General features: G+C 70.2%; 12 protein-coding genes. All 12 read right to left on the bottom strand.

Annotated features, from left to right (window positions below):
• Positions 1 to 101 precede the first annotated feature (101 nt).
• The 12 genes from ACYF6T_RS32645 to ACYF6T_RS32590 all read right to left on the bottom strand — a co-directional run bounded on the left by ACYF6T_RS32645 (position 102) and on the right by ACYF6T_RS32590 (position 12,596).
• Entirely contained in the window at positions 102 to 1,268 is a 1,167-nt protein-coding gene (locus tag ACYF6T_RS32645; RefSeq protein ID WP_461701005.1) for a DivIVA domain-containing protein, read from the bottom strand.
• A 52-nt stretch (positions 1,269 to 1,320) separates the two neighbouring features.
• Entirely contained in the window at positions 1,321 to 1,611 is a 291-nt protein-coding gene (locus ACYF6T_RS32640; RefSeq protein ID WP_461701004.1) for a YggT family protein, read from the bottom strand.
• 50 nt (positions 1,612 to 1,661) lie between these two features.
• Positions 1,662 to 2,303 (bottom strand): cell division protein SepF, encoded by a 642-nt coding sequence (locus tag ACYF6T_RS32635; RefSeq protein ID WP_461701002.1) that lies wholly within the window; start codon positions 2,301 to 2,303, stop codon positions 1,662 to 1,664.
• A gap of 129 nt (positions 2,304 to 2,432) precedes the next feature.
• Positions 2,433 to 3,152: a YggS family pyridoxal phosphate-dependent enzyme gene (locus ACYF6T_RS32630; protein WP_461701000.1), complete on the bottom strand. Its 720-nt coding sequence runs from the start codon at positions 3,150 to 3,152 to the stop codon at positions 2,433 to 2,435.
• 5 nt (positions 3,153 to 3,157) lie between these two features.
• Complete coding sequence (pgeF, locus tag ACYF6T_RS32625; RefSeq protein WP_461701010.1) at positions 3,158 to 3,865, bottom strand: peptidoglycan editing factor PgeF; 708 nt, start codon at positions 3,863 to 3,865, stop codon at positions 3,158 to 3,160.
• A gap of 40 nt (positions 3,866 to 3,905) precedes the next feature.
• The gene (gene ftsZ, locus ACYF6T_RS32620) at positions 3,906 to 5,102 is read right to left on the bottom strand and encodes a cell division protein FtsZ (RefSeq protein ID WP_461700998.1); all 1,197 of its coding nucleotides are present in this window, start codon (positions 5,100 to 5,102) and stop codon (positions 3,906 to 3,908) included.
• A 277-nt stretch (positions 5,103 to 5,379) separates the two neighbouring features.
• Positions 5,380 to 6,183: a cell division protein FtsQ/DivIB gene (locus ACYF6T_RS32615; RefSeq protein WP_461700996.1), complete on the bottom strand. Its 804-nt coding sequence runs from the start codon at positions 6,181 to 6,183 to the stop codon at positions 5,380 to 5,382.
• Positions 6,184 to 6,208: 25 nt separating this feature from the next.
• Positions 6,209 to 7,297, bottom strand: a complete 1,089-nt coding sequence (gene murG, locus ACYF6T_RS32610) for an undecaprenyldiphospho-muramoylpentapeptide beta-N-acetylglucosaminyltransferase (protein WP_461700995.1) — start codon at positions 7,295 to 7,297, stop codon at positions 6,209 to 6,211.
• Positions 7,298 to 7,303: 6 nt separating this feature from the next.
• Entirely contained in the window at positions 7,304 to 8,674 is a 1,371-nt protein-coding gene (ftsW, locus tag ACYF6T_RS32605) for a putative lipid II flippase FtsW (protein WP_461700994.1), read from the bottom strand.
• A gap of 21 nt (positions 8,675 to 8,695) precedes the next feature.
• A complete protein-coding gene (gene murD, locus ACYF6T_RS32600; RefSeq protein WP_461700993.1) occupies positions 8,696 to 10,138 on the bottom strand; it encodes a UDP-N-acetylmuramoyl-L-alanine--D-glutamate ligase in 1,443 nt (480 codons plus the stop codon).
• Positions 10,120 to 11,190 carry a phospho-N-acetylmuramoyl-pentapeptide-transferase gene (gene mraY / locus ACYF6T_RS32595; protein WP_461701009.1) on the bottom strand — a complete coding sequence of 357 codons (1,071 nt, stop codon included), beginning with the start codon at positions 11,188 to 11,190 and terminating at the stop codon, positions 10,120 to 10,122. The genes murD and mraY overlap by 19 nt, the downstream gene beginning before the upstream one ends.
• Entirely contained in the window at positions 11,190 to 12,596 is a 1,407-nt protein-coding gene (locus ACYF6T_RS32590) for a UDP-N-acetylmuramoyl-tripeptide--D-alanyl-D-alanine ligase (protein WP_461700992.1), read from the bottom strand. Before ACYF6T_RS32590 ends, mraY begins: the two co-directional genes overlap by 1 nt.
• Between the last annotated feature and the right edge of the window lie 9 nt (positions 12,597 to 12,605).

Here is a 12,605-nt window from a genome sequence, read left to right as displayed (position 1 = left end):
CGCTCGTCGTCGTGCGGCGCTGGGCCTGGGTCGAGATCCGGGGCCCCGCCCTGTTGAACGCTGCCGACGCCTACGGCGTACTACTCACCGTGCCGGGGCCGTCAGTTGTCGTCCTCGTCGATCAGGAAGCCGCGCATCGGCGACGGCGCCTGGCCCATCGGGGACGGGCCCTGCGGGCGGACCGGAGCCATCGGCTGGGTCATCGCCGGGGACATCTGCTGCTGGCCGCCGTAGGACGGGGCAGCGGGGCTCGGCGCACCGCCCATGGTCTGGTTGCCGCCGTAGGACGGGGCGCTCGCGCCGGCCGGAGCCATGGAGGGCGCCGGGGACGGCGGCAGGGAGGCCGTGGCCGGGGTGCGCGGCGGGGCGAGGGAGTCGTCGGCCTGGGTCTCCAGCTGACGCAGCTGGGACTCCAGGTAGGACTTCAGCCGCGTGCGGTACTCGCGCTCGAAGCCGCGCAGGTCCTCGACCTTGCGCTCCAGCGTGGCGCGGGCGGACTCCAGGGAGCCCATCGCGACGCGGTGCTTCTCCTGCGCGTCCCGCTCCAGGGCGTCGGCCTTGGCACGGGCGTCACGCTCCAGACCCTCGGCGCGGCTGCGGGCCTCGCCGACGATCTTGTTGGCCTCGGAGCGGGCCTCGGCGATCGCCTGGTCGGCGGTCTGCTGGGCCAGCGAGAGGACACGGGCGGCGCTGTCGCCGCCGGGGCCCTGACCGGGGCCGCCCATCGGGCCACCCATGGGACCGCCCATCGGGCCGCCCATCTGCTGCGGCATGCCGGGCTGACCGCCCATCTGCTGGGGCATGCCGGGCTGACCGCCCATCGGGCCCTGACCCATCGGACCCTGGCCCATCGGGCCGGGACCCTGCGGGCCACCCTGTCCGCCGGGGCCGGCGGGCAGCTGCGGGGCACCGCTCGGCAGCTGGGGCGGGCCACCCATGGGGCCGCCCATCTGCTGCTGCGGCGGGCCCGATATGCCGGCCGGCACGGGGGCGCCCGGCCCGCGCATGCCCTGCTGCGGCATACCGCCCTGCTGGTCCTGCGGACCGCCGGGACCCTCCGGGGGCTTGCGCATGTTCTGCTGGTTCTGGGCGGCGGCGCGCGTGGCCGCGGCCAGTTTGGCGCGCAGGTCCTCGTTCTCGCGGAGCAGGCGGGTCAGTTCGGCTTCGACCTCGTCGAGGAAGGCATCGACCTCGTCCTCGTCATAGCCTTCTCGGAGGCGGACGGTCGTGAACTGCTTGTTCCGCACGTCCTCGGGGGTCAACGGCATCTCTTCACCTCAACGTAGTCATCGGCAGTCGGCAAGACCGTATCGTCCACAGTCACCTCACGAAGTTCTGCGCGATGGTGATGAGGATGTAGACGATGATCATCAGTACGAAGAAGGACAGGTCGAGCGCCACGCCCCCGAGACGCAGCGGCGGGATAACCCGCCGCAGAAGCTTCAGCGGTGGATCGGTGACAGTGTAGGTGGCCTCCAGTACAACCACCATCGCCTTGCCGGGTTGCCACGAGCGGGCGAACTGGAACACGTAGTCCATGACGAGCCGGAAGATCAGCACGACGAGGAAAACCATCAGCGCGATGTAGATCACCTGCGCGAACACGCTCATGGCCTGTGCTTCCCTCTCCCCTGTTTCATGCTTCGTTCCGGTCGTGCGTCTCAGCTCTGGTTGAAGAACCCGCCCTCTGCGATGCGGGCCTTGTCCTCCGCCGTGACATCGACGTTAGCAGGCGACAACAGGAACACCTTCTGCGTCACCCGCTCGATGCTGCCGTGAAGACCAAACACCAAACCGGCCGCAAAGTCGACAAGTCGCTTCGCGTCTGTGTCATCCATCTCAGTCAGATTCATGATCACCGGGGTGCCCTCACGGAAGTGTTCCCCGATGGTACGGGCCTCGTTGTAGGTCCGCGGGTGCAGTGTGGTGATCCGGTAAGGCTCTCGTTCCGACACGACCTTGGGCATGATCACCGGTGCGTTCTTCTCCAGGCTTGCGCGTTCTTGTGTGATGGACGCCACGGGCGCGATGCGCGCCGGACGGCCGGATTCCGCGGGTAGCGAAGCGGAACGTGCGACCGGTTCGCGCGGGGCGGGCGGCTGTACGATTCGCACCTCTTCGTCCCTTTGGGACTGGTGCGCGCCGTGCGACGGGTGCGACGGCTCGTGCCGCCGGTGGTCCCGCTCGGTCTCGGGGTCGAGCTCGGGCTCGAAGTCGTCATCGGGGTCGAATCCCCGGCCGTCGTACCCATCGTCCTCCACGAGGCCGAGGTAGACCGCCATCTTGCGCATCGCGCCGGCCATGCTCTGAGTCCTCCGCTCTGTGGTGGATCGGCTGACGACTGCCAAGTGCCCGCGATCCACGAGGTCGTTACACCCGCCTTTCGGCGGTAATGACCATATTTTCTGCTGTGGTCCGACTTCCTGGCGACGTTACCCGAGCCTGGGGCGGACTCCGAGTACCGCCGTACCGACGCGCACATGTGTCGCTCCGGCCGCCACGGCCTGTTCGAGGTCCGCACTCATTCCTGCCGAGACCATGTTCGCAGCCGGATGGGCTCGGCGCAGGTCGGTCGACAAATCCATCAACCGCTCGAACGCCGCCCGTTCGCGTCCCGCGTAGGGACCGGTGAGCGGGGCGACGGTCATCAGGCCGGCCAGCCGCAGGCCCGGGGAGCCCGCGACGAGTTCGCCCAACTCTTCGATTCCGTCGGGTCCGACACCCCCGCGCTCCCCGCGTCCGCTCTCGCCCGCGTCGAGCGCGACCTGGATCAGACAGCCGAGTTCGCGCCCCTGCCGCACCGCCTCCTTGGAGAGCGCCGCGACAAGCCGGGCACGGTCGACGGACTGCACCATATCGGCATAACCGACCACCGAACGCACCTTGTTGGTCTGGAGCTGACCAACAAAGTGCCAAGTCAGCGGCAGATCCGAACATTCGGCGGCCTTGGGCGCCGCGTCCTGGTCCCGGTTCTCGGCCACGTGCCGCACGCCGAGCTCCGACAGGATGCGCACATCGCTCGCCGGGTAGGTCTTGGTGACCACGATCAGGGTCACCTCCTCCCGCCGGCGCCCGGCGGCCGCGCAGGCGTCGGCGATCCGGCGCTCCACCTTCGCCAGGTTCTCGGCGAGTTCGTCCTTACGGTCCGTCATGTCCCTCAGTCCAGCCAGACATATCCCGCGAGTCGCCCCGTGATGCGGTCGCGCCGGTACGAGAAGTGGTCCTGCGATTCGAGCGTGCACACCGGCGACCGCTCCCGGTCGCGCACCCCGAGCCGGTCGAGCTGCGCGTGCACTCCGGCGGCCACGTCGACCGCGGGCGTGCCCCAATTCGTCTCGGCGTGCGCCGCCGGTTCGACGGCGGTCACCTCCGCGCGCATCGCCTCCGGCACCTCGTAGCACCGCCCGCAGACGGTGGGTCCGGTGCGGGCGACGATCCGGGACGGCTCGGCGCCGAGCTCGACCATGGCCCGTACGGCGGCGGGGACGACCCCCTTGACCAGGCCCGGCCGCCCCGCGTGGGCCGCGGCGGCGATCCCGGCGACGGGGTCGGCGAGCAGCACCGGCGTGCAGTCGGCGGTCAGCACGGCGAGGGCGAGCCCGCGCCGCGCCGTGACGACGGCGTCCACCTCGGGCGCCGGCCGCTCGCCCCAGGGCCCGTCCACCACGGCCACGTCCTTGCCGTGCACCTGGTTCATCCAGACCACCGAAGCCGGGTCCAGGCCGAAGGACTTGGCCGCCAGCTCCCGGTTGGCGCGTACGGCGCCGGGGTCGTCGCCGACCGCTGCGCCGAGGTTGAGCTCCTCGTACGGAACGGCGCTCACCCCGCCCCACCGGCTGGTGAAAGCGAAGTGCGCGCCGCTCACTGTGCTCGTTTCGGAGCGTTGCTCTATCACGTCAGAAGGATCACTTGAGGAAGTCCGGTACGTCCAGTTCCTCGGCCGCGCTGTCCGTGTAGGACCGCGACGACGGAACCGGCGGGGCGACCGGGAGGTCGGCGGCCGGCTCGGGCGCGGGCTCCGGCTCCTCCTTCGGCGTGACACTGCCGAGCGAGCCGAAGGTCGGGCGGGACTCGGGCTGCCGTACCGGAGTGGGCTCCTCGCGGCGGGCCGAGGACGAGGCCGAGCCCATGACGGTCTCCCGGCGGGCCGGCGGCTGGCCGCCGTCGAAGCCGGCCGCGATCACGGTGACCCGGACCTCGTCGCCGAGGGCGTCGTCGATGACCGCGCCGAAGATGATGTTGGCCTCGGGGTGGGCGGCCTCGCTGACCAGCTGGGCCGCTTCGTTGATCTCGAACAGGCCGAGGTCGGAGCCGCCGGAGATGGACAGCAGCACGCCCCGGGCGCCGTCGATGGACGCCTCCAGCAGCGGCGAGGAGATCGCCATCTCGGCCGCGGCCACCGCGCGGTCGTCGCCGCGGGCCGAGCCGATGCCCATGAGCGCCGAACCGGCCTCGGACATGACCGACTTGACGTCGGCGAAGTCGAGGTTGATCAGACCGGGCGTGGTGATCAGGTCGGTGATGCCCTGCACACCGGAGAGCAGGACCTGGTCGGCCGACTTGAAGGCGTCGAGCACCGAGACCTGGCGGTCCGAGATGGACAGCAGCCGGTCGTTCGGGATGACGATGAGGGTGTCGACCTCTTCGCGGAGCTCGGCGATGCCGTCCTCGGCCTGGTTGGCGCGCCGGCGTCCCTCGAAGGTGAAGGGGCGGGTGACCACGCCGATGGTGAGGGCGCCCAGGGAGCGGGCGATGTTGGCCACGACGGGCGCGCCGCCGGTGCCGGTGCCGCCGCCTTCACCGGCCGTCACGAAGACCATGTCGGCCCCCTTGAGGACCTCCTCGATCTCCTCGCGGTGGTCCTCGGCGGCCTTGCGGCCGACGGCCGGGTTGGCTCCGGCGCCGAGTCCGCGGGTGAGTTCGCGGCCGACGTCGAGCTTGACGTCGGCGTCGCTCATCAACAGCGCCTGTGCGTCGGTGTTGATGGCGATGAACTCGACACCCTTGAGACCGACCTCGATCATCCGGTTGATGGCATTGACACCACCGCCGCCGACACCGATGACCTTGATGACTGCGAGGTAGTTCTGCGGTGCTGCCACGTCGAAGGCCTCTCGCCTCGAATTACGTGTCGCCGCTTCGCAGGGGATGCGATCCGGCGACTGATGCCGAATGGGACGGTCCGTTTCGCCGACCCGAACCCTAACGTTGAAGTTTAGGGTTACCAGTGTGACTGTTCGCTGGAGTCTTCCGAACAGGACACTAAGTCGACAAGTGGCGCACGTTCAACGAACACGCCGAACCTCCCGTTTTTCTTTTCACCCTATGTGATCAGCCGTAGCGCTGCCCAACCAGGGTGCTGGCCTGCGCGGATGTGCGTCAACTCCCCGATGACGCAGGGGCGGTGGGAACCGAGACGTCGAAGTGCCGCGCATCCGGAGCCGCTTTCATGAGAGCGACGAGCGTACGGGCCTTCAGCGCACCCCGCTCGGCACTCCCCCACGCGACCGTGCGGCCGTCGTTCAACTTCAGCGAGATGTCGTCGTAGGAACGCACCTTGACGGTCCGGGTGCGGTGCGCGACGGCGGACGGGACGGAGCCCGCGACCCGCACCGCCTCGCGTACCAGCCGCTCCTCGCCGAACCGGCGCAGGCTCGCGGCGGCGGAACCGGTGCGGGAGAGGCTCAATTCGAGGAGCGGGGCGCCTTTCGGGGCCTGGGAAACCGTGGCGAAACGGACACCTTTGCGGTCCACTTCGATGAAGTTTCCGCCCTTTTGGACAAGCAGAACCGGAGTCCGCTCGACCACTTTCAGCCCGATTCCGTGGGGCCAGGAACGGACCACGTCAACCGAGTCGATTCGGGGCATTTTCCGGCGCAGCCGCGCCTCGATCGCGTCGGTGTCGACGGAGACCAGCGGCGCCCCCACGGGCACCTCGGCGGCCTCGCGCACCTGTGCGGGCGTCAGCACCCGGGTGCCGGAGACCGACACGCGCTCCACGCGCACCCACGAGGACCCGTACAGCACCCAGACGGCGCCCGTGCCGACGAGCACCAGCCCGACGGCCAGGATGATGATCGTACGAAGCCGTCGCGGCCCGAGCCGCCTCAACCGCCGGACGAGGGGCGGGCCGGACGACTCCTGCTGGCGTTCACCGCGCTCCGCGGTGGTCGGTCCGGCCACAACCCCTGCCCTCCGTCACACGTGCCTAACGGCGCGAGGCGATCGCCTCGTACACCATGCCGACGAGCAGCTCGTCGGCGTCCCGGCGGCCGAACTCGCCGGCGGCGCGGGACATCTCGTACAGCCGGTGCGGGTCGGCGAGCACGGGCAGCACGTTCTGCCGGACCCACTCCGGCGTCAGTTCCGCGTCGTCGACCAGCAGTCCGCCGCCGGCCTTGACCACCGGCTGGGCGTTCAGCCGCTGTTCGCCGTTGCCGATGGGCAGCGGGACGTAGGCGGCCGGGAGCCCGACGGCGGAGAGCTCGGCGACGGTCATCGCGCCCGCGCGGCAGAGCATCATGTCGGCCGCGGCGTACGCGAGGTCCATCCGGTCCAGGTAACTTACCGGGATGTACGGGGGCATCCCCGGCATCTGCTGCACGTGCGGCAGTTCGTTCTTCGGGCCGACCGCGTGCAGGATCTGGATGCCGGCCTGCTGCAGCCAGGGCGCGACCTGCTGGACCACCTCGTTGAGCCGGCGGGCGCCCTGCGAGCCGCCGGAGACCAGCAGCGTGGGCAGGTTCGGGTCGAGGCCGAACACGTGCCGGGCCTCGGGGCGGGCGGCGGCCCGGTCCAGCGTGGCGATGGAGCGCCGCAGCGGGATGCCGATGTAGCGGGCGTCGCGCAGCTTGCTGTCGGGCGTGGAGACGGCGACCTTCGCGGCGTAGCGGGAGCCGATCTTGTTGGCGAGTCCCGGGCGGGCGTTGGCCTCGTGGATCACGATCGGCACGCCGAGGCGCTTGGCGGCGAGGTAGCCGGGCAGGGCGACGTAGCCGCCGAAGCCGACGACCACGTCCGCCTTGGTGCGCTCCAGGATCTGCTCGGTGGCCTTGATGGTGCCGCGCAGCCGGCCCGGGACGGTGATCAGCTCGGGCGTGGGCTTGCGGGGCAGCGGTACGGCCGGGATGAGCGCGAGCTCGTAGCCCCGCTGCGGAACGAGCGTGGTCTCCAGGCCGCGCTCCGTGCCCAGGGCAGTGATGCCCACCGTCGGGTCCTGCCTGCGCAGGGCGTCCGCGAGGGCGAGCGCGGGCTCGATGTGGCCGGCGGTCCCCCCACCGGCGAGTACGACATGCACCGAAATTCACCGCTCTCCGGACGAGCGCGCCGCCGAGGCGCGCCGTCGCATCGTGTTCCATCTCCGAGGAGCCCCGGTTCGTCCACCGACGGGCACTGCTCCCGCCCGCTTTCTACCAAAGCGAGGTTGCCGCATGGAAAGCGCCGCCCGCGCAGCGGGCTCGTCCCGCGCGAACGTGATCAGCAGCCCGATGGCGAACATGGTCGGCAGCAGGGCGGACCCTCCGTAGGAGAACAGCGGGAGGGGGACGCCGGCGATCGGCAGCAGACCGAGCACCGCACCGATGTTGATCACCGCCTGCGCGGTGATCCAGGTGGTCACGCCTCCGGCGGCATACCTGACGAAGGGGTCCTCCGTGCGTCCGGCCACGCGGATACCCGCATAGCCTAGAGCCGCGAAGAGGGCGAGCACGGACAGCGTCCCCGCCAGGCCCAGTTCCTCACCGGTCACGGCGAAGATGAAGTCCGTGTGCGCTTCGGGGAGTTGGCCCCATTTTTCCACACTCGCCCCGAGTCCGGAGCCGAAGATCCCGCCGGAGGCGAGAGCGTAGATGCCGTGCACGGCCTGCCAGCAGTCGGCAGCCCCGGACTTGGGCTCGGTGGCGCCGATGCAGGCGAGCCGGGCCATGCGGTTGGGGCTGGTCTTGATGAGGATCACGCCGAGGGTGGCGGCGATCGACAGCACGCCGACGAACAGCCGGGTGGGCGCGCCCGCCAGCCACAGCAGGCCGAACAGGATCGCCGTCAGGATGATCGCCGTGCCCATGTCGCCGCCGAGCATGATCAGCCCGAGCAGCAGGAAGGCGACCGGGACCAGCGGCACCAGCATGTGCTTCCACTGGTTGAGCAGGTTCTTGTCCTGTTTGCGGGCGATCAGGTCGGCGCCCCACAGCACCAGCGCCAGCTTGCCGAACTCGCTGGGCTGGATCTGGAAGGAGCCGCCGAGCGAGATCCAGTTCTGGTTGCCGTTGACCGACATCCCTATCCCCGGGATCTGCACCAGCGCCATCAGGAAGACGGCGCCCGCGAGGATCGGGTAGGCGAGCGCCCGGTGCAGCTTGACCGGCATGCGGGAGGCGATCAGCAGCAGGACGGCGCCGATGGAGGCGGCGAGGAACTGCTTGCGGAAGAAGTACGAGCCGGGCAGGGACATCTGCAGCGCGGTGATCTGGGAGGCCGAGTAGACCATCACCAGACCGAGCACGGTGATCAGCAGGCTGCCGCCGAGGATCAGGTAGTACGCGGTCAGCGGCCGGTCCCAGGCGTGCCTGGCGTTGAGGTACGCGCGGCGTACTGGGTTCTCGCGCGGCGCCCGGGATGCGGCGGGACGTCCGGAGGCCCGCTGCACGGGGGGCCGGCCGGTACGGCTACTGGGCATCAGACGCCTCCGCTCCGTCGGTCAGGCGCCGAGTTCGCGAACCGCCTCCGCGAACGCGTCACCGCGCTGGTTGTAGTTGGCGAACATGTCCATCGAGGCACAGGCGGGGGCCAGCAGCACCGTGTCGCCTTCGACCGCGAGCCGCTTGGCCTCCTGGACAGCCGCGAGCATCGCCCCAGTGTCGGTCCGGTCGAGGTCGACGACGGGTACTTCCGGGGCGTGTCGCGCCAGGGCTTCACGGATCAGGGCGCGGTCGGCGCCGATGAGGACGACCCCGCGAAGTCGCTTTGCCGACTTGGCGACCAGTTCGTCGAAGGTCGCGCCCTTGGCGAGCCCGCCCGCGATCCAGACGATGGACTCGTACGACGCCAACGAGGCTTCCGCGGCATGCGTGTTGGTGGCCTTGGAGTCGTCGACGTAGGCGACCCCGTCGACGTCGGCCACGTGCGCGATGCGGTGCGCGTCCGGCGTGAAGCCGCGCAGACCGTCCCGTACGGCCTTGGCGGGCACCCCGAAGGCGCGCGCGAGGGCCGCCGCGGCAAGGGCGTTGGCGATGTTGTGCGGGGCCGGCGGGTTGACGTCGGAGACCTCGGCGAGTTCCTGGGCGTTCTTCTGCCGGTTCTCCACGAAGGCGCGGTCGACCAGGATGCCGTCCACGACGCCGAGTTGGGAGGGGCCCGGGGTGCCGAGGGTGAACCCGATGGCCCGGCAGCCCTCCTCGACGTCGGCCTCGCGCACCAGGTCCTCGGTGGCCTTGTCGGCGACGTTGTAGACGCAGGCCACGCGATTGCCCTCGTAGATGCGGCCCTTGTCCTTGGCGTACGCCTCCATGGAGCCGTGCCAGTCGAGGTGGTCGGGGGCGAGGTTCAGCACGGCGGCGGAGTGGGCGCGCACGGAGGGCGCCCAGTGGAGCTGGTAGCTGGAGAGTTCGACGGCGAGGACGTCGTAGGTCTCCTCGCCGAGCACGGCGTCCAGCACGGGGGTGCCGATGTTGCCGACGGCGGCGGTGCGCAGTCCGGCGGCCTTCAGGATGGACGCCAGCATCCGCACGGTCGTGGTCTTGCCGTTGGTGCCGGTGACGGCGAGCCAGGGGGCCGCGTCGGGGCCGCGCAGGCGCCAGGCGAGTTCGACGTCGCCCCAGATGTCCACGCCGGCCGCGCGGGCCGCCTGGAACAGCGGCTTGTCCGGCTTCCAGCCGGGCGCGGTGACGACGAGTTCGGTGCCCTCGGGCAGGGTCGCGCCGTCGCCGAGGCGCACCGTGACGCCCAGCGCCCGGAGTTCGGCGGCCTGGGCACGCGCGCGTGCGTCGTCGCCGTCGTTGACGACCGTGACGATCGCCCCGCGCGCGTGCAGCACCTTGGCCGCCGGGACGCCGGAGACGCCGAGCCCGGCGACGGTGACGTGCCGGCCCTGGAGTGCGAAGGACCCTGAAGGCACCGAGGAGGTCACTTGTCCGCTGCCCATCCCGCGTAGAAGAGGCCGAGGCCGACGATCACACAGATGCCCTGGATGATCCAGAAACGGACCACCACGAGGACCTCGGACCAGCCCTTGAGTTCGAAGTGGTGCTGCAGTGGCGCCATCCGGAAGACGCGCTTGCCGGTGAGGCGGAAGGAGCCGACCTGGATGACCACCGACATGGTGATGAGGACGAACAGGCCGCCCATGATGGCCACCAGCAGCTCCGTGCGGGAGCAGATGGCGAGGCCGGTGAGGACACCGCCGAGCGCGAGCGAACCGGTGTCGCCCATGAAGATCTTCGCCGGCGAGGTGTTCCACCACAGGAAGCCGAGGCAGGCGCCCATCAGCGCGGAGGCGATGACCGCGAGGTCCAGCGGGTCGCGCACCTCGTAACAGGCGCCCGGGTTGGTCAGCGTCTGCGCGTTGGCGCAGGACTCCTGGAACTGCCAGACGCCGATGAAGGTGTAGGCGCCGAAGACGAGCACGGAGGCGCCGGTGGCCAGGCCGTCCAGACCGTCCGTCAGGTTCACGCCGTTCGACATCGCGAGGATCATGAACAGCGCCCAGACCACGAACAGGATCGGGCCGATCTTCCAGCCGAAGTCCGTGATGAACGACAGTTTCGTGGAGGCGGGGGTGTTGCCGCGGGCGTCCTGGAACTGCAGGGCGAGCACCGCGAAGGAGATGCCCACGATCAGCTGGCCGGCCATCTTCGCCTTGGCCCTGAGGCCCAGCGAGCGCCGCTTGACGATCTTGATGTAGTCGTCGAGGAAGCCGACCAGGCCCATGCCCACCATCAGGCCCAGCACCAGCAGACCCGAGTAGGTCGGAGCGTAACCGGTGATGATCTTCGACAGGAAGTAGGCGGCGACCGTGGCCAGGATGAAGGCGATACCGCCCATGGTCGGCGTACCGCGCTTGCTGGCGTGCTCGCGCGGGCCGTCGTCCCGGATGTACTGGCCGTAGCCCTTGCGGGCCAGCAGCTTGATCAGCAGCGGGGTGCCGATCAGGGTGAGGAAGAGGCCAATGACTCCTGAGAACAGGATCTGCTTCATCATCGGGCGGCAACCTCACCCTCGGCCCCGGTCTCCAGCAGCGCCTGCGCAACGCTCTCCAGACCGACCGAACGGGACGCCTTCACGAGTACGACGTCCCCCGGGCGCAACTCGCTGCGCAACAGGTCGATCGCCGCCTGTGCGTCGGACACGTGCACCGACTCCTCACCCCACGAACCCTCGTTATATGCGCCCAGTTGCAGCCAGGACGCTTCCCTGCCCCCGACCGCGACGAGCTTGCCGACATTGAGCCGGACGGCGAGCCGTCCGACCGCGTCGTGCTCGGCGAGCGCCTCGTCCCCGAGCTCGGCCATCTTGCCGAGCACCGCCCAGGTCCGCCGCCCCCGGCCCATGGCCGCGAGCGCGCGCAGAGCGGCCCGCATGGACTCGGGGTTCGCGTTGTAGGCGTCGTTGACGATGGTCACGCCGTCCGGGCGCTCGGTGACCTCCATCCGCCAGCGGGAGAGGGAGTCCGCCTCGGAGAGCGCGGTGGCGATCTCTTCCGCGGACATGCCCAGCTCATGGGCGACGGCGGCCGCGGCGAGCGCGTTCGACACGTGGTGCTCACCGTACAGGCGCATGGTCACTTCGCTTGCACCGGAGGGTGTGTGAAGCAGGAAGGCGGGCTGTCCGGTGTCCGTGAGTCTCACGTTCTCGGCCCGTACGTCCGCTTCGTCGGACTCTCCGAAAAGGAGCACCTTCGCCTTCGTACGGGACGCCATGGCCCGTACGAGGGGGTCGTCCGCGTTGAGCACGGCCGTGCCGTCCTCGGGCAGGGACTCGACGAGTTCGCCCTTGGCCTGCGCGATCTGCTGCCGGCCGCCGAACTCGCCGATGTGGGCGGTGCCGACGTTGAGGACCAGGCCGATCTTCGGCGGGGTCAGCTCGGTGAGGTAGCGGATGTGGCCGATGCCGCGGGCGCCCATCTCCAGGACGAGGAACCTCGTCTCCTCGGTGGCGGACAGGGCGGTCAGCGGCAGCCCGATCTCGTTGTTGAGCGAGCCGGGCGTCCACACCGTCGGCGCCTTGCGCTGCAGCACCTGGGCGATGAGGTCCTTGGTGCTGGTCTTGCCCGCGGAGCCGGTGAGGGCCACGAGGGTCGCGCCGAGCCGTCGTACGACATGACGGGCCAGCGCGCCGAGGGCCGCCTGGACGTCGTCGACGACGATCGCGGGCACGCCGACGGGGCGGGACGCGAGGACCGCGACCGCGCCCGCGTCCACGACCTGCCGGGCGAAGTCGTGGCCGTCCACCCGTTCGCCGACGAAGGCGACGAAGAGGCTGCCGGGCCGCACCTCGCGGGAGTCCCGGACGACCGGAGCGGTGACCTGGACGGACGGATCCGGTATGTCGTGCGTCTGCCCGCCGACGACTGCTGCGATCTCGGCGAGAGAGAGGGCGATCACAAGTTCATC

Source organism: Streptomyces sp. 7R007, from assembly GCF_054850255.1.
This window is presented reverse-complemented; position numbering and strand designations above follow the sequence as displayed.

Coding starts and splice junctions, on each gene's coding strand:
- ACYF6T_RS32630 (WP_461701000.1), bottom strand. CDS start 3,152: ATGACGGACCGTAAGGACGAACTCGCCGAGAACCTGGCGAAGGTGGAG.
- murD (WP_461700993.1), bottom strand. CDS start 10,138: ATGGGCAGCGGACAAGTGACCTCCTCGGTGCCTTCAGGGTCCTTCGCA.
- ACYF6T_RS32635 (WP_461701002.1), bottom strand. CDS start 2,303: ATGGCCGGCGCGATGCGCAAGATGGCGGTCTACCTCGGCCTCGTGGAG.
- ACYF6T_RS32645 (WP_461701005.1), bottom strand. CDS start 1,268: ATGCCGTTGACCCCCGAGGACGTGCGGAACAAGCAGTTCACGACCGTC.
- ACYF6T_RS32640 (WP_461701004.1), bottom strand. CDS start 1,611: ATGAGCGTGTTCGCGCAGGTGATCTACATCGCGCTGATGGTTTTCCTC.
- mraY (WP_461701009.1), bottom strand. CDS start 11,190: ATGAAGCAGATCCTGTTCTCAGGAGTCATTGGCCTCTTCCTCACCCTG.
- ftsW (WP_461700994.1), bottom strand. CDS start 8,674: ATGCCCAGTAGCCGTACCGGCCGGCCCCCCGTGCAGCGGGCCTCCGGA.